Annotated in this window: 16 protein-coding genes; 9 read left to right on the forward strand and 7 right to left on the reverse strand. The window is 49.5% G+C overall.

Features of this window, described 5'->3' with window-relative positions:
• Nucleotides 1–51: 51 nt before the first annotated feature.
• The 5 genes from ACI4J0_RS12850 to ACI4J0_RS12870 all read left to right on the forward strand — a co-directional run bounded on the left by ACI4J0_RS12850 (nucleotide 52) and on the right by ACI4J0_RS12870 (nucleotide 6426).
• Nucleotides 52–2928 carry a YfhO family protein gene (locus tag ACI4J0_RS12850; RefSeq protein ID WP_439766214.1) on the forward strand — a complete coding sequence of 959 codons (2877 nt, stop codon included), beginning with the start codon at nucleotides 52–54 and terminating at the stop codon, nucleotides 2926–2928.
• 14 nt (nucleotides 2929–2942) lie between these two features.
• A complete protein-coding gene (ymfI, locus tag ACI4J0_RS12855) occupies nucleotides 2943–3662 on the forward strand; it encodes an elongation factor P 5-aminopentanone reductase (RefSeq protein WP_439766215.1) in 720 nt (239 codons plus the stop codon).
• Nucleotides 3663–3683: 21 nt separating this feature from the next.
• Nucleotides 3684–4439 (forward strand): threonine/serine ThrE exporter family protein, encoded by a 756-nt coding sequence (locus ACI4J0_RS12860; RefSeq protein WP_439766216.1) that lies wholly within the window; start codon nucleotides 3684–3686, stop codon nucleotides 4437–4439.
• A 16-nt stretch (nucleotides 4440–4455) separates the two neighbouring features.
• Complete coding sequence (locus tag ACI4J0_RS12865; RefSeq protein ID WP_439766217.1) at nucleotides 4456–4971, forward strand: threonine/serine exporter family protein; 516 nt, start codon at nucleotides 4456–4458, stop codon at nucleotides 4969–4971.
• Between the two features lie 234 nt (nucleotides 4972–5205).
• On the forward strand, nucleotides 5206–6426 hold the full coding sequence (locus ACI4J0_RS12870; protein ID WP_439766218.1) for a class I SAM-dependent rRNA methyltransferase: 1221 nt from the start codon (nucleotides 5206–5208) through the stop codon (nucleotides 6424–6426).
• A 56-nt stretch (nucleotides 6427–6482) separates the two neighbouring features.
• On the opposite strand, the gene ACI4J0_RS12875 is transcribed toward ACI4J0_RS12870, so the two are convergent.
• Complete coding sequence (locus ACI4J0_RS12875) at nucleotides 6483–9479, reverse strand: hypothetical protein (RefSeq protein ID WP_439766219.1); 2997 nt, start codon at nucleotides 9477–9479, stop codon at nucleotides 6483–6485.
• A gap of 86 nt (nucleotides 9480–9565) precedes the next feature.
• Complete coding sequence (gene rlmB, locus ACI4J0_RS12880; protein WP_439766220.1) at nucleotides 9566–10444, reverse strand: 23S rRNA (guanosine(2251)-2'-O)-methyltransferase RlmB; 879 nt, start codon at nucleotides 10442–10444, stop codon at nucleotides 9566–9568.
• 484 nt (nucleotides 10445–10928) lie between these two features.
• On the opposite strand from rlmB, the gene ACI4J0_RS12885 reads away from it, so the two are divergent.
• Together ACI4J0_RS12885 and ACI4J0_RS12890 are read left to right on the forward strand one after the other, a co-directional pair.
• Nucleotides 10929–11297 (forward strand): hypothetical protein, encoded by a 369-nt coding sequence (locus ACI4J0_RS12885; protein WP_439766221.1) that lies wholly within the window; start codon nucleotides 10929–10931, stop codon nucleotides 11295–11297.
• An 11-nt stretch (nucleotides 11298–11308) separates the two neighbouring features.
• A complete protein-coding gene (locus ACI4J0_RS12890) occupies nucleotides 11309–11557 on the forward strand; it encodes a hypothetical protein (protein ID WP_439766222.1) in 249 nt (82 codons plus the stop codon).
• Nucleotides 11558–11618: 61 nt separating this feature from the next.
• Here the strand turns inward: ACI4J0_RS12890 and ppk1 are convergent, their stop codons facing one another.
• The 4 genes from ppk1 to trpB form a co-directional block, all read right to left on the reverse strand.
• Nucleotides 11619–13730 carry a polyphosphate kinase 1 gene (ppk1, locus tag ACI4J0_RS12895; RefSeq protein WP_439766223.1) on the reverse strand — a complete coding sequence of 704 codons (2112 nt, stop codon included), beginning with the start codon at nucleotides 13728–13730 and terminating at the stop codon, nucleotides 11619–11621.
• A 54-nt stretch (nucleotides 13731–13784) separates the two neighbouring features.
• Nucleotides 13785–14066 carry a hypothetical protein gene (locus ACI4J0_RS12900; protein ID WP_439766224.1) on the reverse strand — a complete coding sequence of 94 codons (282 nt, stop codon included), beginning with the start codon at nucleotides 14064–14066 and terminating at the stop codon, nucleotides 13785–13787.
• Nucleotides 14067–14210: 144 nt separating this feature from the next.
• Entirely contained in the window at nucleotides 14211–15575 is a 1365-nt protein-coding gene (locus ACI4J0_RS12905; RefSeq protein ID WP_439766225.1) for an alpha-glucosidase/alpha-galactosidase, read from the reverse strand.
• 392 nt (nucleotides 15576–15967) lie between these two features.
• Nucleotides 15968–17185, reverse strand: a complete 1218-nt coding sequence (trpB, locus tag ACI4J0_RS12910; protein ID WP_439766226.1) for a tryptophan synthase subunit beta — start codon at nucleotides 17183–17185, stop codon at nucleotides 15968–15970.
• A 553-nt stretch (nucleotides 17186–17738) separates the two neighbouring features.
• On the opposite strand from trpB, the gene ACI4J0_RS12915 reads away from it, so the two are divergent.
• On the forward strand, nucleotides 17739–18242 hold the full coding sequence (locus ACI4J0_RS12915; RefSeq protein WP_439766227.1) for a hypothetical protein: 504 nt from the start codon (nucleotides 17739–17741) through the stop codon (nucleotides 18240–18242).
• Between the two features lie 56 nt (nucleotides 18243–18298).
• Here the strand turns inward: ACI4J0_RS12915 and ACI4J0_RS12920 are convergent, their stop codons facing one another.
• Nucleotides 18299–20920, reverse strand: coding sequence for a calcium-translocating P-type ATPase, PMCA-type (locus ACI4J0_RS12920; protein WP_439766228.1), 2622 nt, complete (start codon nucleotides 20918–20920; stop codon nucleotides 18299–18301).
• 266 nt (nucleotides 20921–21186) lie between these two features.
• Between ACI4J0_RS12920 and ACI4J0_RS12925 the strand changes: the two genes are divergently transcribed.
• On the forward strand, nucleotides 21187–21786 hold the full coding sequence (locus ACI4J0_RS12925; protein ID WP_439766229.1) for a TetR/AcrR family transcriptional regulator: 600 nt from the start codon (nucleotides 21187–21189) through the stop codon (nucleotides 21784–21786).
• Nucleotides 21787–21835 lie beyond the last annotated feature (49 nt).

The following is a 21835-nucleotide window of genomic DNA, read 5'->3' on the forward strand; positions in this document are numbered from 1 at the left end:
TATGTATTTTGAACGTACAGCCACACTTTTTGAGTAGGAGACTTTAAAGATATGGAAGAAAATTTAAACATTCAGGGTCAGCCCGATAATATCGGCTCAGAAGCAGAGCTGTCCTCCAATGGAGAACAGCCCTCGGGTGAGATGGACGTGAAAAAGATAAACGTGAACATCATCGACGGGGGACGGGACGGCTCAAATCTCAATGAGCCCAAGAAGAAAAACGAGTTTTGGAGCAAAACAGGCAGCTTTATCAGGTCAAAGAGAAGCTATATTTTTGCCTTTTTCATTCCCGTTGTGCTGCTTTTCGCCGCATATGCCTGCTTCGGCGTTCACCCCTTCGGGGATATGTCCGTGCTGGTGCTTGACCTGAACGGTCAGTATGTTTATTATTTTGAAAATCTCCGTGATATCCTCCACGGAAACGGCAGCCCCTTTATCTCCTGGAGCAGAAACCTTACGGGAGAGATAATGGGTATATTCGCATATTATCTGGCAAGTCCATTTACCCTCATTCCAATGCTGCTCCCCCGCTCCATGATGACCGAGTCTTTGCTTATAATGCAGCTTTGCAAGGTGGGCGCTGCTTCTGTGACCTTCAACTATTACCTCAGGCGCTCAAAGGGGAGCAAGGGCTCCACGGCTATGCTTTTCGGCATACTTTACTCTCTCATGGGCTATATGATAGTGCAGCTTATGAACCCCATGTGGCTGGACGGTCTTATCTATCTGCCTCTTATCGTCTACGGCATTGAAAAGATAATCGACGACAACAGCTGGCTCCGCTTTATCATTCCTCTTGCGCTTATGTATATGGCGCATTTCTACATCGGATGGATGATAACCTTCTTTTCTATTATCTATTTCCTCTATTACTATTTTGCAGGCAAGAAAAATTATACCCATTCCTTTAAGTCGTTTTTCTTTTCGGGTGTGAAATTTGCCGTGGGCGGCGTTATTGCGGCAATGTCCGCAGCCTGGGTGCTGCTGCCCCTTTATAACTCCCTGAAGCTTGGCAAATTTGAGTTTTCAAACCCCAGCTATGATCTCAAGACCCAGTTCGATTTCATTGATTTCTTTAAAAATCTCCTGCCCAATGTGTACGACACCTGCCGTCCCGAGGGCTCACCCGTTGTTTACTGCGGCGTGCTTACGGTCATACTTATCCCCCTGTTTTTCCTCAACAGCAAGATACGCTTCAGGCAGAAAATGGGTATGGGCGCTGTGCTTATGTCCGTTCTTCTGTCAATGTATCTCTCCACTGCCGACCTTGCTTGGCACGGATTTCAGGTGCCAAACTGGCTCCCATACCGCTACAGCTTCACCTTCAGCTTCATTCTCCTTGTGATGGCGGCTATGACCTTCGAGCGCCTTGAGGGCATTTCCGTAAAGGAAATAGGCGTTACGGGCTTCGGGCTTATGCTATATGCCTTCTATGTGGGCAGGCAGGACTTCAAGGGCGTTGACCTTGTTATGTCCGTATGGTATACGGTGATCTTTACACTTATTTACTGCATCGTTCTCAGAAGCATAAAAATGTCCGATAAGACAAAAAGAGCGGTCCTCACCTTTGTTATAGGCATTTTCACGGCAGGCGAGCTTTTCGGCTCCACCCTTTCCACTATGGAGGCTATCAACAAGGACGTTGTTTATTCAAAATACTCCTCATACAACAGATATATAACTCTCGGACGGGACACCGTAAAGAAGATACTCGATCAGGACAGCTTTGATGAGGGCGGCGTTTACAGGATTGAGAAGAATTTTCACAGAACGGTAAATGACGCTATGGCAATGGGCAGCTTCGGCGTTTCCCACTCAAGCTCCACCCTCAATTCCGCTCCCATTCAGTTCCTGCGCCGTCTGGGCTTCTCCTACGGCGGTCACTACATCAAATACAAGGGCTCTACCTATGTTACCGACTCCATTCTCGGTATCAAATACGTAATGGAAAAGGATACCATTTCTAAGGACGAGGGCGACGAGACCATTGTCGATGCAGAGGAAAAAATTCCCGAGAACAAGCACTATGACAAGCTTGTCCTCACAAACAAGGACGATAAGGAGATAATGGCGGTCTACGAAAATCCCAATGCCCTGCCCGTGGCATTCATGGCGGACAGCTCCATTCTCGATGTACAGTTCGGAACGGACAACCCCTTTGAAAATCAGAACAAGCTCCTCAGCCACCTTGTTTCCGATGAATACACTCAGTATTTCAAGCAGATATCCATAGACAGGACCGTTCCCGAAAATGCAAAGCAGACAAGCTATGGGGCGCACACCAAATATGTTCCCATTGAGCAGGGAAAAAATTCTCACATTGAGTTCCTTTTTGACGCTCCCACCGAGGATATGATATATCTGTATCTCCCCTCCAGCTATGAGAGAAAGGTAAATCTCTGGCTCAACAAGGAGTTCCTGGATTACTATTTCGAGGGCGGAAATATGGTGATACAGACCCTGGGCAGATTTGAGAAGGGCGAGGAGATATCCCTTATCGTCACCATCACCGAGGACAAAAACGAGGTGCTTTTCAAGGACAAGCTTTTATATTATCTTGACGAGGAAAAGTTTACCGAGGACATAAGCAGGCTGAAAGAACACGGTCTTAAAATGACTCACTTTGAAGAGGACCACATCAAGGGCGAGATAACCGCCGAAAAGGACGGTGTAATGTTCACCACCATAAGCTGGGAGCCGGGCTGGACTGTCAAGGTGGACGGCGAAAAGGTGGAGCCTGTGAAGGTATGTGACGCTCTTATCGGCGTGGAGCTTACCGCAGGCACTCACGAGATAGAAATGACCTTCTTCCCCGCAGGACTTAGCGCAGGCATAATCCTCTCTCTCTGCGGAATTATCGCGATCATCATAATCGCCGTTACCGAAAAGAAGAGCGATAAGATACTTCTGGACAGGCTGAACGATTAAGGAAAGGCGGCATTATGGCTCAGACAGTTATTATAACAGGCGCGTCCCGTGGGATAGGCAGAGAATGTGCAAAGCAGTTTGCAAAGGCAGGCTACAATGTTGCCGCTGTATATCACAAAAGCGAAGCGGAAGCACAAAGTCTCAAGGCGGAAACAGGCTGTGAGATATTTAAATGCGACTGCGCCGTTTACAGCGAGGTATGCGAGGCTGTTGCAGAAATAAGCTCAGTTTTCGGCGGCGCCGATGTGCTCATAAACAATGCAGGCATTGCCGAACAGGCTTTGTTTTCGGATATTACCGAGGCAATGTGGGACAATATGTTTAACGTGAATGTAAAGAGCGTTTACAGCTTCACCCATGCCGCCCTGCCCTATATGATACACAACAAGTACGGCAGGATAATAAACATTTCCTCTATGTGGGGACAGGTGGGCGCCTCCTGCGAGGTGCATTACAGCGCGGCAAAGGCGGCTGTCATTGGCTTTACAAAGGCTCTGGCAAAGGAAGTGGGACTGTCGGGAGTTACGGTAAACTGCATTGCCCCGGGGGTCATTGACACGGATATGAACGCTCATCTTGACGATGAGACAATGGCTTATCTCAGGGAAGAAACGCCCATGAACCGCATAGGCACTCCCGAGGATATTGCACGTGCCGCCCTTTTCCTTGCGGAAAAAGGCTCCGATTTTATAACGGGACAGATAATAGGCGTAAACGGCGGATTTATTATCTGAGCATTATTATGGAGGAATGAAATGAACGAGATACAGCTTACGGGCATATGCGCAGAGATAGCCCGTCTGATGATAATTTACGGCGCTGAGATATACCGAGTGGAGGACACCATTGCCCGTATCTGCCATGCCTACAAGCATGACGAGGCTGAGATATACGCGACCCCCGCAAACTTCATGATCACTGTCAAGGACAAAAACAGCGTGCCCTATACTGACTCCAAGAGCATTTCGGGACGGGACACAAATCTTGACAGGGTGGGAAAAATTAACGAGCTTTCCCGCTTTATCTGCACCGAAAAGCCGGAAGCGGAGGTCATTCTTCATAAGCTTGAGCAGATAAAGGAAAGAAAGACCTACAGCCCTGCGGTCATATATCTGAGCTATTTCATTACGGGTGCGGCATTCACCCTTTTTTTTAAGGGCGAGCCTCTTGAAGCGCTGTTCGGCGGACTCTTAGGTCTTGTCATAAATTTCATTACCGTAAGGCTTCGGAAGGTAAACGCCAGCGCATTTCTGAATGCTGTGGTCTGCTCCATGGCAGTGTCCCTTTTGGCGGTGATAATAAGCTCGATAGGCTTTGTGCCCAGATTTGACAAGATGATAATCGGCGCTTCAATGGCTCTTGTCCCGGGAGTTGCCCTTACAAACTGTATGAGGGACTTTATCTCGGGCGACTTCATCTCGGGGATATACACCCTTACCGAAGCGCTCCTTATTGCCGTTGGAATGGCGGTGGGGGCAGGCTCGGCGGTGGCTGCCGTAATTAAATTCTGAAAGACGGTCATAATTTATGGATATCACAAAAGATATTATTATTCCCTGCCTTTGCAGCTTTGTGGCGTGCGCCGCGTTCGGTGTGCAGTTCAATATACGCTTTAAGCATCTGATAGCTGCCTCGGTAGGGTCGCTGGTGAGCCAGCTTATCTACACCCTGCTGAGCATGAACGAGTTCGGGGAGATACAGACCTGCTTTATCTCGGCGGCGGCGGTGGCGCTTTTTTCCGAGGTAATGGCAAAGATAATCAAAGCTCCCGTTAATATGTATCTTATCGTGGGCATAATCCCCCTTGTTCCGGGCGGACTGACCTATTATGCAATGCTCGCTCTTGTTATGGGTGATAACGACACCTTCCTTGACAGGGCAATTGACGCCTTCGGAGCGGCGGGAGCCATTGCAATGGGAATATTCTTCATTTCCTCGGCGGTAAGGCTCTACAAGGATTTCAGGCGGCATTACAGGCGCAATCTTAAAAAGGCATACAAGAAGCTGTCGGCAAAGGACGGAAGAAGCGTAAAGAAATTTTAATGCGGGTGACGACCCGCGGCGGCGGGGGACACCCCACAGCGGCGGGGGTCGCCCCGCGGCGAGGTCGCGCTGTTAGTTTTGCGGATCATTTAGCTTTGTCTCCGCGCCGACAGGTATGTTAACTGCTTTAATAATTTAGTGCTGCAGCTTACTTCTACCGTTACCGAGCGTCCCAAATAAATTACAGAACGATTGGCTGCAGGTTCAACCTGCCCTGCTGAAAGGATAATCATAATGAACATTAAAAGAGATTTTCCAAGAGTAACAGTTACCGAAAAGTGCCGCAAGCGCACCTCGGGCGGTCACCCCTGGATATATGACAATGAAATAACCGCCGCCGATGATATCAAAGACGGCGCACTTGCCGATGTTGTTTCCGAAAAGGGACGGTACATGGGCACAGGCTTTTTTAACTCAAACTCAAAGATACGTGTAAGGATAATTTCCCGAAACGCCAACGATACCTTTGACGAAAGCTTCTGGAAGCGCCGCCTGGAGTATGCCTACAGCTACAGAAAGACGGTAATGACCGAGGTGGATATGAACGCCTGCCGCCTTATTTTCGGAGAAGCGGACGGTTTCCCGGGGCTTACGGTGGATAAATTCAACGACCTGCTCTCTGTTCAGATACTTTCTCTGGGAATAGAGCAGCGGCGGGACATTATTCTCCCCGCACTTATGGAGATACTCAGAGCCGACGGGGCAAGGATAAGGGGCATTTACCTCAGAAACGATGTGAATATCCGCACGCTGGAAGGAATGAGCGAGGAAAAGGGCTGGTATTTCCGAGAGGAAAACACCTCTCCCCTGACCGAAATTGTTGAAAACGGAATACGCTACAGCGTTGATGTTGAAAACGGACAGAAAACGGGATTTTTCCTTGACCAGAAATACAACCGCCGTGCTGCCGCTTCCATAGCAAAGGGCAAAACCGTTATCGACTGCTGCACCCATACAGGCTCATTTGCACTTAACTGCGCAAAAGCAGGTGCGGCTCACGTAACGGCGGTGGACGTTTCCGCACAGGCGGTGGAGATGGCACGCTCAAACGCAGTGCTGAACGGTCTCGAGGGGAATATGACCTTTGTGCAGAGCGATGTTTTCGATTTTCTGAAAGCCCGTATCGAAGCTCATGACAGGAGTGCGGATTACATAATTCTGGACCCTCCTGCCTTCACAAAATCCCGAAAGACCGTGGGAAACGCCCGAAACGGCTATCTTGAGCTTAACACCCTTGCCATGAGGCTATTGCCCAGGGGCGGTTATCTTGCCACAGCCTCCTGCTCCCATTTTATGACCGAGGAGCTTTTCTCTCAGATGCTGAAAGATGCGGCTAAGGCGGCAGGTGTGGATCTCAGGCTCATTGAGCTTCGCCGTCAGGCTCCCGACCACCCCATTCTAATGGCGGTCGATGAAACTGAATATCTGAAATTCTTCCTTTTACAGATAATATAGGCGGGTGACGACCCGCTAAAGAACGGAGCTGCCAAAATTTCGGCAGCTCCGTTCTTTTATACCTTTCTGAAAGCCTGGAAAAGGAAATAAAGCATTACAAAAACGAAATTGTAAAGCAGTATGTTAGTTACCGTAAGCTCTGCCATTGAGCGTAATAACACAAGGGCAAGGGTGAGGAGAATTCCAAGCAGTATTTCCGCCGCCTGCATTGCAATGCCTGCGGAAATGGTTCCTCTCAGACGGTTTGCGCCCAGGATAAGCTGGGCAAAGGAAGCAAATCTGCCCGAGCAGGCAAGGGTGGCAGGACGTCTTGCGGCATATTCGGTGGTCTTTTCAAAATCGGGGTGAAGTCTGAAAGGGATAAGCTTGAACAGCGCAGGCGTCACCTCGAACATCTCAGACAGCCTGCTTACCGAAAGCATGGAGTCCACCGAGCGGAGCATTACCGCAACGCCGCCCCTCTCCAGCTCCTTGAGAGCCGATTTTATCTGATAGGAGGGGGTAAGCTCTATGATGAACATAGCGGAAAGCTGTCCCGAAATTGAGAGATAGACCGCTATCTTGTCGCCGTCGGTGTATTCGCTTTCCTTGGCGATGGAGGGAAGCCCCTCGATGCTGTGATTTTGCATAAGCTCTCTGTTTCCGAGAAGCACACGCTTGTTGTTTATCCAGCCGCAAAGACCCATGGAGTCCTCGTAGATGTAGCTCTCCACAGGCTCAAGCATTTCCGTTTTGCCCACGATTATGTCGTAGAACATATTTCGGAGAATGCTGCCCGACTGGCTTGTAAGGCTTGCCGCCTCAACGATAGCCTCGTCAATGCTGGAGTCGGGGAAGGACTTTATGTTTCTGAGGATAATGCTTCCGGGAGGAAAGAGGGAAGCGGCGTCTATCATAACGCTGTTAACGTCGCCGAACTCGTCAATGCTGTCAAATCCGATTATTGCGCCCTGCTTTGAGTCGTACTTTGCCGAAGCCTTTTCCATGGGCAGATTTACCACCAGCATCATTCCGAAGCAGGAGCAGATGGAGGCGCAGGCGGAGAAGGTGGAAAGTCCCACGCAGAATGCGCCCATTGTGCCGTGCTCAGCTCTCGAGAGCAGTCCTGCGATAACGCCGATAACAAGCCCTGCTATGGCGATTATGGGGGATACCATTTTGCAGAAGCGGTCGGTGCTGTCTCCTGTGTAGGAGGTCTTCAGAAAATCGGTGATGACCTCGGTCTTCTGCATACCTGCAAGGACGGGGAAATCCGACAGGGAGCCGCGGGTGAAATTCTGAGCTTTTTCCTCATCATTCACCACAAAAAGGGCATATCTGTCATTGTCACCCGATATAAATGAGAAGCTTCGCTGTGTACGGCTGATTATCAGCAGCTTGCCGATGGTGTTGAATATGAGCGCGCCTATAGCAACGGGGGTGTAGATATACACAAAGCTGCCGCGGACCATATTTGAGTCTGCCAGGGATATCATTGATGTGAGAAGGCTTGAGATAAGCGCCATTGCCGACAGGGAGTCGCAGTCAGCCTTGCCCGACAGGAGCTTTGATATACCTCCCGAAATGGTCTGAGAAGCCACAAAGCCTGCAACCACGCCGATAACGCTGTTTATGAACAGGAAAACATCGGGCTGGTTTCTCTTGTCGATAAGGGAGAAGGAGTCGAGAACGGGCAGCTTGAAATCATTTGCCACAGCCATATAGGTGGTGACAGCAAAGCAGGCGAAAAGAATTATCAGTCTGAAAACCAGCTTGCTTTTCTGTCCTGCGATGTGGTTCTGAATGTCGGGGGCATCCTCAAGGCTCTCAAAGTCCTCAAGCTCCTCGGCTTCGGCGGACTGAGCCGCTTCGTCGGGAGTGTTTTCCTCCTCGTCGCCCACAAGGACGAAATCCTTTATTTTCTTGCTTCTGCGCTCTTTTAGAGCGTTCAGCTTTTCAATTTCCGAATTGGTTTTGTCGGTGTTTATCTGAGAGGTGTCCTGTATCATCTTGTCGGAAAGATCAAGACCGATATCGGATATCTTTTTCCTCTCGATAGCCCCCTCGGAGCGCTTTATTTTCCTGCTGTCCTCAAGAAGCTCGGAGCCTTCGCTGTTTGCCTCCTCCTTTGCCATAAGCTTGTTGAAAATATCGGTAAAGCCTTTCAGGGGAGAGGTCTCGGAGCGCTTTAAGGTCAGGGGCTGCTCTGTTTTCTCGTACTGTCCGAGAATACTGTCAAGGTCGTCTATAGCGGCATATTTGTCAAAGGGGTCGCTTTTACGCTCGTGCAGAGGATCTGAAGCGCCCTCACGCTTCGGCGTTACCTTTTCGGGCTTCACCTTATGCTCGTGCTTGGGTGCGGGGGAGGGTGAGTCATTGTATTTCTCGGCAAATTCCGCTTCTCTTTCAAGCTTTTCCGACAGGCTTGTGCCTGCGGGTGGCTTTATTTCAAAGGGTATCTCATGTTCCTCGGCGCCGATAAGCTCGTCACGGTCGGCGGCGGTGAAAAGGGGAGCGCTGCCATATTTTTTATCGAAATCATCGTCATCAAAGGAATGTATGCCCTTGAGACCCTCGTCAAGGTCAAGCCCGAATTTCTTCTTTGCAGGCTTTACCTTCACCTTTTTCTTTGAAGTCCTGTCCTTTCCGGACTGAGTCTCATCGGTTGAGAGCTTTCCCTCAGCTTTCAGCTCTGCCTCGGTTTTAAGCTCATCGGGCATATATTTGCGGTCATAATCGCCGCTTATTATCTCATAGTCTATCTGCTTGCTTTTCTTTATCCGTTCTTCCTCGGTGAGCTGGTCCTCGGGGATATCGTGAACGGATACGGGAGCGTTTTTCTTCCTTATCTCCTCGGGAGAGGGGTAATCACCCGGCATGGAGATGTTTATTCCGCTCAGATCTATGTCCGTGGTGGAGCTTCTGCTGTTAAAGATCTCCGCAAGCCCCGAATCCTCGTAATTTTTGGTGGCGGGATAGCTGTTCAGGATATCGTCTAAGGACTGATCCGATGAGCCGCTGCCGCCGCCCGAGTATTCGTTCAGTATTTCGTCAAGGGAAAATTTATCAGACAAATTTATTACCCTGCCTTTCTCGGGAGCTTTATTTTTCCTGTGTTATGACCGAAAAACAAAGCCCTGTTCGTTTTCGGCGTGACGGCTTATTTTCCTGCCGCCGTTCTCTGCCTTACCGCCTCGTACATAAATATTCCTGCGGCAACAGAGGCGTTGAGAGATGTTATCTTTCCGAACATGGGAAGCTTAACAAGAAAATCGCATTTATCCTTAACAAGCCTGCCTATGCCGAAGCCCTCGGAGCCGATGACGAACGCCGCAGGACCCGTGAAGTCCGCTTCGGTGTAGTCGCTGCCCGACGCGTCGGTGCCGTATATCCATACGCCGTTTTTCTTGAGCTCGTCCATAGCCGCGCCCAGATTTGCCACCCTCGCAACGGGAAGCCAGCTTGCGGCTCCTGCGGAGGTCTTGTAAACGGTTGCGTTAAGGGAGGCGCTCCTGCGCTTGGGGATTATGACCCCGTCTGCGCCGGCGGTCTCGGCGGTACGGATTATTGCGCCGAGATTATGAGGGTCCTCGATCTCGTCGCAGATTATGATAAAGGGAGCCTTGCCCTTTTTCTTTGAAATGTTCAGGATGTCCTCCACGGAAACATATTCCGCACAGGCTCCCGAGGCGATTATGCCCTGATGGGAGGCGCCTGCGCACATCTGAGTGAGCTTCTGGTCGCTGACATTTTTTATAACAATGCCCTTTTCACGTGCGATGCGGGTGATGGCGCCGATGCTGCCCCCTGCCTCGCTGTTGACATAGATGGTGTCGATAGCCTTGCCCGATTTGAGAGCCTCCATTACGGGGTTCCTGCCCACGATAAGACCTGCGGTCTCTTCTCTGTCGGCAGCATCGGGAATGTTTCTCTCGGGCTCGTCAAAGCTTCTTTCGGGCTTTGTGAAGCTGCGGGGCTTGGAAAAGTCCTTTCTGCCGCCGCTTCTTCCTTTATTTTTATCATAACGCTGATATGCCATAAATTATCTCCGATCCTCCGCAAGAAACTTGCGGCAAATAAGCATATTTTCCTATACTAATATATTATACATCATACGCTGTCGTTTTTCAATAGGGATATTAACAAAATTACCGCATATCAGCGGGGCGATTGTATGGCAATATAACGCAAAAGGGGCTGTTTCCGTATAACGGCAGGGCTTGACAAATGGCGGCGGGAGTGGTATGATAAAGGTGGAAAGTGACGGAATGCTGAAAGTAATACTAATAACCAATTGTTCTATGGATAAAGACGGTGGATAGAATACGACAAATCAAGGAAAACGACCGCAGGCGGGCTGTCGCCCGGCAAGGGAGTTTGACGCAGAGTTGGCGTATTATAGCCGCCGTATTTTGTCCATAGGTTAATTGGTTATTAGTATAAATACCGGCGGTCGAAGAAATGAAGCGCCGCTGACAGAAGAACAATTTGCAGAAGTAAAACAATATGCAGTTTCTTTGGGTATGCCCGAGGAGAGAATTTATTATGTGGATTATGACTGCACAGGCTATGGCTGTTCTTTTGATCTGCTCAGGATAGGTACTGATGTTTTTCCGTCAAGTGAACGTCAGAAAAATGCAAACAGCAATATTTCAATGCATGGAGCAATAGCTCATGAGCTGATCGGACACAGAAAGGCTGCATTAGCCGGTAAAACCCATCCTGACGAAGTACTCGAAGAAGCACAAGCCAGTATTCGTGCAGCAAAATTTACTCCCGAACTGAGTGCCCTCGAACGAATAATCTTATACCGTGATGCAGTTTCGAGACTGAAAAATATCGGCATTAAGCTTAAAGAAGTAAAAAATGATTTGTATATTTTCAAGGAGTGATAATTATGTGTATGATACTTAATGCAACAAAAATCGGAAACGATACTATATTAGATTGTTCCGAATATAACGGAAACTTCCTTGATTCAAAAATACTTAAAATAATTGATTCGGAGCACAGGCTTTTTTCCACCTCTGACTTTGTGGTTGAAAAGACCCGTAATTGTTTCGGAAACGGAGGAATGCCTTGGATAATGATACACGGTGACATTCCTGTTAATTTTAAAGAAAAAGGTAATACTATCGTTTTTGAAAGCTGAACTAAAAGCACCCTGCCCAAAAGCAAGGTGCTTTTTTATGTCAAAATAAAATGTGTTTTTGTTACCTTCCAACCCTTCTTTTCCGTCTCACCTTCACCTTAACAGGCTTTTTCAGAGCCGCAGCAGACGCAGCTTCGGCTGCCTCGTCAATGAAATACTGCTGGGCGGTCAGAGGCTCTTCGCCCTCCTTGGGGGATATCCGCTCATAGCTTCCGTCAGGGAGCTGTATCCTTGCCTTTATGTTGTCACGAAGCATTATATCAAAAATGTGGAGCACTCTTTTTCTCAGCTCGGGGGAATTTACGGGAGCCGCAACCTCCACGCGTCTAAGGGTGTTTCGGGTCATAAAGTCCGCCGAGGAGATGTATATCCGCTGCCTGCTGCCCTGACCGAATATGTATATCCTCGAATGCTCAAGATATCTGCCCACAATGCTTCTTACGGTGATGTTTTCGGTCATGCCGGGAACTCCCGCAACGAGACAGCATATACCGCGTATCACCATTTCTATCTTTACTCCCGCGCAGCTTGCTTCGATAAGCTTGTCGATAAGTATCTTATCCGTAAGAGAGTTGAGCTTGAGACCGATATATCCGCCCTCACCGCTCCTTGCAGCGGCAATTTCTCCGTCAATAAAGTCGATTATCTTGTTCTGGAGCGACAGGGGAGCAACTAAGAGGTGAGAGGTGTTTTCCACAAGATTGCCGATAGACAGGGCGTTGAATACCGTTCCCGCCTCCTCGCCTATGGCAGGGTCGGCGGTCATGAGGGAAAGGTCGGTGTACAGCTCGGAGGTCTTTTCATTGTAGTTGCCCGTTCCTATCTGGGTGATGTGCTGAAGCTCGGAGCCGTTTTTGCGTGTGATGAGCATAAGCTTGGAGTGTACCTTCAGATTTTCGGGACCGTACATTACCTTGCAGCCCGCTCTTTCCAGACGCTTTGACCATTCGATGTTGTTTTCCTCGTCAAATCTGGCTCTCAGCTCCACAAGGACGAAAACCTCCTTGCCGTTTTCGGCGGCATTTATGAGAGCCTCAACTATCTTGGAGTTTGAAGCCACACGGTAGAGGGTTATTTTTATGGAAATAACATCGGGGTCGTTTCCTGCCTCGATAAGAAGCTGAATAAAGGGGCGTATGCTCTCATAGGGGTATGAAAGCAGGATATCCCTTCGGAGTATCTGGCTTATCATCGGCACATTCCGGGATATGGAGGCGCTGTGACGGGGAGAAACAGGCTCAAAGAACATTTCGGGGTGAGCCTTTTCTATCCTGTTTCTGAGGGAGAATACAAAGCTCATATCAAGGGGAGCGGTGCAGCTGCTTATCTGGTGGCTGTCAAGCTCCAGCTGACGGCAGAGAAATTCCGCTGCTTCCTTTCCCAGGTCTCCGGAGATCTCCAGACGGACGGGAGCAAGCTTTCTCCGCTTTTTGAGAAGCTCCTCCATGACCTGTCTCAGGTCCACCTCGTGGTCGTAAAGCCCCTCCTCCATATTGATGTCCGCATTTCGGGTTATGCGGATAAGAGCCTTGTCAAGGAGACGGTAATTCTCAAAAACGCTGCCGCAGTAATGGAGAATTACATCTTCCGCAAGCAAAAATCTGAATCTGCTCTTGTCGGGCAGGGGGATCATGCGGGGAAAGCTGCCGCCTGCGGGGATAATTCCCAGCTTAACGGAGTTTTTGGACTCAAGATGGGTAACGGCGTAAATTTCCTTGTTTTTAAGGAATGGGAAGGGGTGCCGCTTATCCACCACCTGCGGGGAAATAAGGGGACGTATCTCGGAATTGAAATAGGCTCTCAGATACCCTTCCTCCTCGGCGGTGAGAGAGGATATTTTTACGTGCTCGATGCCTATTTCCTCAAGCTCCTTTATGGTGGCAAAATAAGCCTCGTCCTTTACGGGCACAAGCTCTTTCACGCGCTTGTAGATGGCTCTCAGCTGCTCCTCGGGGGTCATGCCCGTTTTGTTGTCCTCCTTGTTGTCGTCAACCAGGACTCGGTCGCAGAGGGAGCCTACTCTTATCATGAAAAATTCGTCTAAATTCGACTGGAATATCTGTGAAAACAGCAGCCTTTCGCAGAGGGGGACAGACTTATCCCTTGCCTCCTCAAGCACTCTGACGTTGAATTTAAGCCAGCTCAGCTCTCTGTTATCGTAGCAGCTTGTCATTGTGTATAACCTCACTTTTTATATTTTTCTGCACTTAAATGAAAGTTATGAATCCTAAAGACCGAAATTACATGCTAATGTCTGAAAATTAAATATGTCATTATATTCTGCTTTCCAATAATGCGGATCATCAATATTACGGAAAACAACTCCTTCTAAATCATTTCTGATAGGTGTCTTGAAAGGATATTTTAACCATATATACAAATGATCTTCTTTATCTTCGGAAAAACGACCTAAAAATGTTTCATGAATTGAATTTCCGACTTTTAATTCATCATCAAGTATTTGTTTTAAATTAGGACTTAATGTGTTGATCAAATCATAATTTATCATTTCATTGTTTCCTTTCAGAAATCCGATTTATCGCGCTGTTGCCGTACCCATCGGCGCGGAGACAAAGCTGACCGCCCCACACAGACTAACAGCGCGACCTCGCCGCGGGGCGACCCCCGCCGCCGCGGGTCGTCACCCGCCCCGCTATTCGCAGTAGTAAAGCAGATGTGTCCTTACCGCCGAGAGCATTTCCCTGTAAAGCTCGGTGGCTTCGGTAAGTCCGCAGGTCATAAGCGGGTCGTTAAGGAACGCATTGAAGGCAATGTCAAGGTCACGCTCCTCGAACGCCTTTACCACAGCGGCTCTGTTGTAAACGTGGCGGACGGACAGCCCTGCAATGCTGTCGGGAAGCCTGCCTGCGCATACGGCTCTTACGCTGCCGCAGCTTATGAGTGCGTTTGTCTCTACCACCGCACCCTCGGGGAGATTTTCCACCTGTCCCTTGTTTAAAAGGGAAACCGCAGATATGAGATTTCCGCCGCCGCAGAGTGCGCGTATCATTTCGGGGACCTCGGTGGAGTCAACGGACTTGGGCAGGACCTCGCCGTTCATATATTTTTTCACCTTTGCGGTTTTGTCACCCAGTATTCTCTTTTTGTAATTCACGGTCATGGGAGAGAATTTCCACGCCGCCATTTCCTTGCTGTCCTTTGTGTACCAGGGGGGACAGAACTCCGCAGCGGAGCGGTCATTTACCGCAGGGATAAGTCCGAAACGGAGAAAAAGGTCAAACTTTACCCGATGAGCGTCTGCGTCGGGATTTGTCTTGAATTCGTTTATGCGAAACTCATATCCCGAGTCGCCGTATTTCCGGGCATATTCCCCGAACATGGGCATAAGGCTCTCGCCGTTGTAGGAAAGCTCGTCAAACCAGGAAAATCCGCTTATTCCCAGCAGATTTGTCTTTATATCACGCCTGCGCACGCCGCTAATGCCCTTGCTCTCGCAGACCATTGTGGCGATAAGCTCCCTTGCGGCAAAGGTGTCCGAGGAAGCGCCCACAAGCTTCATTTCCGGAAATTCGTTGTGGAGAACGGTCATACACTCCGCCATGGGGGTGCAGAGATTTATTACCCAGGCATTTGGGCAGAGGTGCTCTATCATATGGGAATACTCGGCGCAGAGGGGCATTATTTTAAGCGCTCTTATGACCGAGGAAAGCCCCGAATTATCTCCTCCCGTCTGGAAGATACCGTAGGTCTCGGGCAAATGGAGCTGGCTCACCTGCTCGTCAAGTCCTCCCGGCTCGAAGGCGAGAATGACGAAATCCGCGTCTCTGAGAGCCTCCTCCGCCTCGTCGCAGGCGAGATACACTATGTCTCCCTTTGTATTTCCCCTGTCATGGATATTGTTTCCTATCACCTCGTTGGCGAGGGAGCAGGTTTTGTCCGTATCGTAAAGCTTTACCATTGCGCACAGATCTATGTCCGCAAGCTCGGGGATAAGCTTCCAGCCATAGTTGCAGGAGCCTCCTCCGATATACGCGATATTAAGCCTGTCACCGTTCATTATCCGCAGTTCCTTTCGTTGTTTTTAGCATACATTTATCTATGTTATATTATCCTACAAACGGGCGGATTTGTCAAGAGGGTTGAGAGCCTATGCCGCAGTTTTTCGTGTACATTTGTATTTTATATATGAAAAGCCGGCGGGGGACGGCGGGTGACGACCCGCGGCGAGACGTTCTGTAATTTATTCGTACATCATACTGTCGGCTCGGTAACGATACAAATATGCTGACCGATATATCGGGCTGATATTGTATCTATCGGCGCGGAGACAAAGCAGCCCTTCCGTACAAACTAACAGCGCGACCTCGCCGCGGGGCGACCCCCGCCGAATGAAAAGCCGCTTCCGAAGCGTCAGAAGCGGCTTTTAGCTTTATATGCAGGGGAGTGTCCTTATCTTATGCCGTATTTTTCGATGATGTAGTCCATATCCTTGTCGCCTCTGCCCGAGAGGTTGATGAGGATAGAGCCCTTTTCCATCTTCTTTGCAAGCTTCATGGCATATGCAACAGCATGGGAGCTTTCGATGGCGGGGATAATGCCTTCCATTCTCGAAAGAGTGAAGAATGCGTCAATGGTCTCCTCGTCGTTGACCACATCATACTTTACTCTGCCCAGGTCGCGGAGGAATGCGTGCTCGGGACCCGAAGAGGGATAGTCAAGTCCGCTGGCAACGGAGTAAACGGGAGCGGGGTCGCCCTTCTCGTCCTTGAGCATAATGCTGTTGAAGCCGTGCATCACGCCCTCCTCGCCGTAGGTAAGGCTTGCGGCATGGTCGCCCAGAGCAGTGCCTCTGCCTAAAGGCTCAACGCCGTAAATGTCAACGGGGTCATTCAAAAAGCCCGAGAACATTCCCATTGCATTGGAGCCGCCGCCCACGCAGGCAACAACTGCGTCGGGAAGCTCGCCTGTCATTTCGATAAACTGCTCTCTCGCTTCAATTCCCACCACGCTCTGGAAATCCCTTACCATCATGGGGAAGGGGTGAGGACCTACAACAGAGCCTATGCAGTAAATGCAGTCCTTGTACTCCTTCATATATGCGGCAAATGCTGCGTCAACGGCTTCCTTGAGGGTAGCAAGACCGTCTGTTACCTCTACCACGTTTGCGCCGAGTATCTTCATTCTCGCAACATTGGGAGCCTGCTTCTTTATATCCACAGCGCCCATATAGATATCGCACTCAAGACCGAAATATGCGGCTGCGGTGGCAAGGGCAACGCCGTGCTGACCTGCGCCTGTCTCGGCAATGACCTTTTTCTTGCCCATATATTTTGCAAGGAGCGCCTCGCCCATGCAGTGATTGAGCTTGTGAGCGCCTGTGTGGTTAAGGTCCTCACGCTTTACATAGAGCTGAACGTTTCCCAGGCTGTTTGACAGACGCTCAAGGTAGGAAACGGGAGTGGGTCTGCCCTGAAATTCCTTTCTTATCCTGCGCAGCTCGCCGATGAATTTGCTGGATTTGCAGATGGTGAAATATGCCTCGGTGATCTCGTCCATTGCCTTTTTCAGCTCGTCGGGGATATATGCTCCGCCGTATTTGCCGAAATAGCCGTTGTTGTCGGGGTGGTTCTTGAAGTAGGTGTCGAAATCTGTTCCATTGAAGTTCATAGCTTTTTCCTCCGTTTGATAAATTTTATCTGCCGATCTCTGTCAGAAAACAAAAACGCCCCTGACAGAAAATGATTTCCGTCAAGGACGAATAATTACTTATCCGCGGTACCACCTTGATTCGCAGCCCGGCTGCGCTCTTAGCAGGATACTGACATATCCCCGGCAACTAACGTATGCCAACACGTCCGGGAATACTGAGGCAAACTTGTTTTGCCGGTTCCTCCCGACCCTCGGCGGTCCATTTGACAAGCTGTATACTGCACGGTTCCCAGCGCCCCGTACTCTCTGTGAGTTCATACCTGCCGTTATCTCCGCTTCTGCGGTTTAGGTTATTTGATTTATTTCAGTATATCACGATAACCGTCATTTGTCAAGGACTTTTTATAATTTTTTCGGAAAGCCTGTCTGCTGTAACGATTATTACACAGGTCATATCATATAATTAAAAAAAGGGAAAATTTTCCCCGAAAGGAGCGATATATTACATATACTGTCACGACAGGAAATATATGCGGACAAGGTGCGGATCATGAACGGGAGGCGATGGCTCATGAGCGAAAATTATTCCTTCTTTGCGGTAAAAAACAGAGCGGTTTTTCATCGCCCGGAGTGCAGGTTTATTTCGGGAAAGTCCCCAAAGGAACTGATGGGGCTTTTTGATTACGATGAAGGGCGAATGATGGGTATGACCCCCTGCAACTGCTGTGCGCCTCAGAGAGAAGCTCGTTCCGAGGGGCGGCGCTGGGACGCGCTTGCCATTGAGAGCCTTTGCGAAAGGCTGGGCATAGGCTGCGATGTGGGCGAAAAGGCGGTATGCATAACCACAGGGGCGGCGGAGTGGCGGGTTTATCCCGGCAGCGATAAAATTGTCCTCCACCACGAAAGCTGGCTTTACAAAAACAGGAAATACGGCAAGCGGGCAGGCTTTGAAATTCGGGACAAGCTTTTTGCCGAGCCGCTGGAGGCGGTGTTTTATGTTTACTGCCATGATAAGAGGTATATGGGAAAGAGAAAAGGTCCGTCCTTTGCAGCTCTGAACGAAAATACTCCATAAAAGATCCCCTGCTTCTCCAAGCGGAAAAGCAGGGGATAAACTGCTGTTAAGTTAGATCATTCGCCCTTTGTAAAAGCCTTGCGTATCATGTTGATGGGAATTACCATAAATGCAAGTGCGATGCATACGAGCCATGTGAGGGGGCTGAGTGCCTCAACGCTCAGAACTTCGCCGCCGAAGGTGACAAAGATGAACTGGAGGAGGAAGATGGACAGCATTACATAGATGAAATTCTTGTTTCTGCCCAGTCCCTCAAAGGGGTTCATATGAGATGTTCTCGCATTGAAGCCGTTGAAGGTTATAGCCATCATAAAGGTTGCGAAAACTGCGGACTTGAGGTAGGTGTCGTCCACGCCGCCGAAAAGTGTGCGGATAGCGGGAACAAATCTGATGCACAGACATACTGCGGTGATGTAAAGTGCGGAGATGATTATTTCCGTCATCATATTCTTGCTTACGATGCTTGCGGAACGGGGAACGGGCTGTTCCTTCATATATTCCTGAAGAGCGGGCTCGCTGCCGAATGCGATAGCTGCAAGGGTGTCCATTGCAAGGTTTACGAGAAGGAGCTGGATGACCGTCATCATCACGTTTTCGCCCATAAGAGGACCTATAAAGCAGGTGAGAACGGCTGCAACGTTTACGGTGAGCTGGAAGATAAGGAACTTGCGTATGCTCTTGAACATTGTTCTGCCGTAAAGGATAGCCTTTTCAATGGAGGAGAAGTTGTCGTCGAGAATGGTGATGTCTCCCGCTTCCTTTGCAACTTCCGTACCGCTGCCCATTGCGAAGCCAACGTCTGCCTTTTTGAGGGCAGGGGAGTCGTTTACGCCGTCGCCTGTCATACCTACAACAAGGTTAAGCTCCTGTGCGGCTCTTACAAGGCGGCTCTTGTCGGTGGGGAGGGCTCTGGAAACTACTCTCAGGTCAGGAAGAAGTGCCTTGAGCTCATCATCGGTCTTTTCCGCAAGCTCTGCGCTGGTGAGAGCAATGTCGGTGTCAGAGGTAAGAAGTCCTGCTTCCTTGGCAATGGCAACGGCAGTTTCCTTTCTGTCTCCTGTTACCATAACGACCTGAATGCCTGCGTTCTGAACCTCCTTGATAGCGTCAACGGCTTCCTTACGTACATTGTCGCGGATACTGAGGAGACATACGAGAGTTACCGTACCCTCGTCGGACTCGCCGTTTTTCTTGGCAACGCCTAAGAGTCTCATTGACCTTGAAGCCTGAGTATCGATATAGTCCATAAGTGCTTTCTTGTCCGCAAGGGGTTTTGCTTCGCCATTTGTGTCAATGTAAGAATCACATCTTTCGAGAAGTCTTTCGGGTGCGCCCTTGATGTATGTAACCGCATTTCCGTTCTCGGAAACCGTTACGCTGGAGCATTTCTTGTTGGAGTCGAAGGCGCTGAAATTCAGCACGTTGTCCTTTGTAATGCTCTCTGCCTTGCCTGCCTCCATAAGATATGTCATAAGAGCGCGGTCGGTGCTGTTTCCGCCGATGACCTTGCCGTCAGCGGCAGATGCGCTGTTGTTAACGCCTGCGCCGATGATGATGTCATTTGCAAGGGGAGCGGGTATTTTGTCAAAGCTGTCGTAAAGGCTGCCGTCGCCGGAAGAAAGCTCAACTACTGAAAGCTTGCCCTCGGTGATGGTGCCTGTCTTGTCGCTGAAAAGAATGCTGAGGCTTCCTGCGGTCTCAAGACCGTTTATCTTTCTTACAAGGACGTTATCCTTTGCCATTCGGAGACTCTGGAAGGAGAGGAGAATGGAGGTGAGCATAGGAAGTCCCTCGGGAACGGCGCATACGATAATGGTAACGGCTACGGTAACAGCGTCCATGATAAGACGTACCCAGCCGAATAGATCCTGGGGTATCTCGCCTGTGATAAGGGTCTTTGCCATAATGCCCACAACGATGCATATAGCGCCTACATAGCCGAAGGTTGATATCTGCTTTGCAAGGTGGCTGAGCTTTACCTGGAGAGGAGTTTCTCTTGTGTCCTCCTGGACCTCGAGAGCAAGCTCGCCGAAGAGGGTCTTGTCGCCTACTACCTTTATCTCCATATAGCCCTCGCCGCCGCAGACAACGGTGCCGCGGTATGCGTAATGCTTATTGAGAAGGTCCTTTGTATCATAGCCCTCGCCCTTTTCATCGGGGAGCTTTTCGGCTTCCTCGGTCTCGCCGTTAAGGGCAGCCTGATCGACCTTTATTGCGCCCATTACCAGCTCGCCGTCGGCAGGGAGCTTGTCTCCTGCCTGGAGATATACGATATCGCCCACTACAACGTCGCTTACGTGTATCTCGGTGAGCTTTCCGTCACGAATGACCTTTGCGGTCTCCTTGGCTTCTTCCTCTGCCTTGAGGGCTGACGCCTTGCCCTCCTGCTTGCTTTCGCTGACAGCGGAAACGCCGTTTGCTATCATTATGGCGACAAGTATTCCCGCAGGCTCGAACCATTCAGCCTGTCCCAGGAAGAAAAGCACCACCTGCACCACAAGGGCTACAAGCAGTATCATTATCATGGGGTCTTTAAATCCCTCGAGAATTTTTTTCCAAAGGGGGTCGGGGGGTATCTGAGTAAGGGTGTTGGCGCCGTTTTTCTTACGGCTTTCCTCTGCTTCGCTCTGAGTCAGTCCCTTGGGGACGGCGCTCAAAGGCTTTTCTTTAACTTGCATACAAAGCGTCCTTTCTTATTATGACTTTTTCGCATTTCAGCCGTCAGAGCCGATATGCGCTTATTTTGAATTATACTCCAAAAGGGTGATTTTGTCAATAGCAAAGGAGGGCGGGTACGTTATATTTATCATTATATTTAGGTTAAAATCAGATTAAAAAAATATCGCGCCGGATATAGGGGATCATGTTTCGTCCTTGACAAATCCCATTTGTATGGTATAATAGAATTATGCACTTGACTGCTTTAATGAAATGAGGTACTAAAATGGGGAGAAACGTTCGCATACCAAAGGAAAAGCTTTTGCAGACGGGGCTTAAAATGCTCATACGGGACGGATATTCCTCCATTAACATAACCTCTCTCGCAAAGGAGGCAGGCTGCTCAACTCAGCCTGTGGCGTGGCATTTCGGAAATATGGAAAGCTTCCGCACCGAGCTTGCAGGGTATGCACTTGAATACGTCAACAGCAAAATGAGCCGCGGTTCGGACAATCCGCTGAATGATTTTCTGAAAAACGGCAGCGTGTATGTTGATATGGCATTTGACGAGCCTAAGCTGGTGCGCTTTTTGCAGCTCGACGAGGGAGGCTGCCGTTCCTCAAAGGGACTGGGCTTTCTTTTTGAGGATAAGTCAAATGCCGTGCTGGCTGAAAGAATAGCGGAAAAATATAGTTTTGATATCCCGACTGCGCGCAGGCTGATGCAGTCTGCGGTGATATACACTCAGGGACTTGTTTCTCTTATTTCCTCGGGGATAGTTAAATGCACCAGGGAAGAGGCAAAGCGGCTGCTTATGGATTTCGGCATAACCTTTCTTATTGGCGTCGGCGTCCCGAAGGATAAGGCGGAGAGGGCGTTTGACTGACGAAGGCACATATCAAAATGCAGGGTCTGTCCAATTCGGGCAGACCCTG

Origin of the sequence: Huintestinicola sp. (genome assembly GCF_051882455.1) — a bacterium.
Lineage (GTDB): Bacteria > Bacillota > Clostridia > Oscillospirales > Ruminococcaceae > Huintestinicola.

Excerpts from the sequence above, each read along its gene's own strand:
- ACI4J0_RS12850 (WP_439766214.1), top strand. The coding sequence starts at position 52 with ATGGAAGAAAATTTAAACATTCAGGGTCAGCCCGATAATATCGGCTCA.
- ymfI (WP_439766215.1), top strand. The coding sequence starts at position 2,943 with ATGGCTCAGACAGTTATTATAACAGGCGCGTCCCGTGGGATAGGCAGA.
- ACI4J0_RS12860 (WP_439766216.1), top strand. The coding sequence starts at position 3,684 with ATGAACGAGATACAGCTTACGGGCATATGCGCAGAGATAGCCCGTCTG.
- ACI4J0_RS12865 (WP_439766217.1), top strand. The coding sequence starts at position 4,456 with ATGGATATCACAAAAGATATTATTATTCCCTGCCTTTGCAGCTTTGTG.
- ACI4J0_RS12870 (WP_439766218.1), top strand. The coding sequence starts at position 5,206 with ATGAACATTAAAAGAGATTTTCCAAGAGTAACAGTTACCGAAAAGTGC.
- rlmB (WP_439766220.1), bottom strand. The coding sequence starts at position 10,444 with ATGGCATATCAGCGTTATGATAAAAATAAAGGAAGAAGCGGCGGCAGA.
- ACI4J0_RS12885 (WP_439766221.1), top strand. The coding sequence starts at position 10,929 with ATGCCCGAGGAGAGAATTTATTATGTGGATTATGACTGCACAGGCTAT.
- ACI4J0_RS12890 (WP_439766222.1), top strand. The coding sequence starts at position 11,309 with ATGATACTTAATGCAACAAAAATCGGAAACGATACTATATTAGATTGT.
- ppk1 (WP_439766223.1), bottom strand. The coding sequence starts at position 13,730 with ATGACAAGCTGCTACGATAACAGAGAGCTGAGCTGGCTTAAATTCAAC.
- ACI4J0_RS12900 (WP_439766224.1), bottom strand. The coding sequence starts at position 14,066 with ATGATAAATTATGATTTGATCAACACATTAAGTCCTAATTTAAAACAA.
- ACI4J0_RS12905 (WP_439766225.1), bottom strand. The coding sequence starts at position 15,575 with ATGAACGGTGACAGGCTTAATATCGCGTATATCGGAGGAGGCTCCTGC.
- trpB (WP_439766226.1), bottom strand. The coding sequence starts at position 17,185 with ATGAACTTCAATGGAACAGATTTCGACACCTACTTCAAGAACCACCCC.
- ACI4J0_RS12915 (WP_439766227.1), top strand. The coding sequence starts at position 17,739 with ATGAGCGAAAATTATTCCTTCTTTGCGGTAAAAAACAGAGCGGTTTTT.
- ACI4J0_RS12920 (WP_439766228.1), bottom strand. The coding sequence starts at position 20,920 with ATGCAAGTTAAAGAAAAGCCTTTGAGCGCCGTCCCCAAGGGACTGACT.
- ACI4J0_RS12925 (WP_439766229.1), top strand. The coding sequence starts at position 21,187 with ATGGGGAGAAACGTTCGCATACCAAAGGAAAAGCTTTTGCAGACGGGG.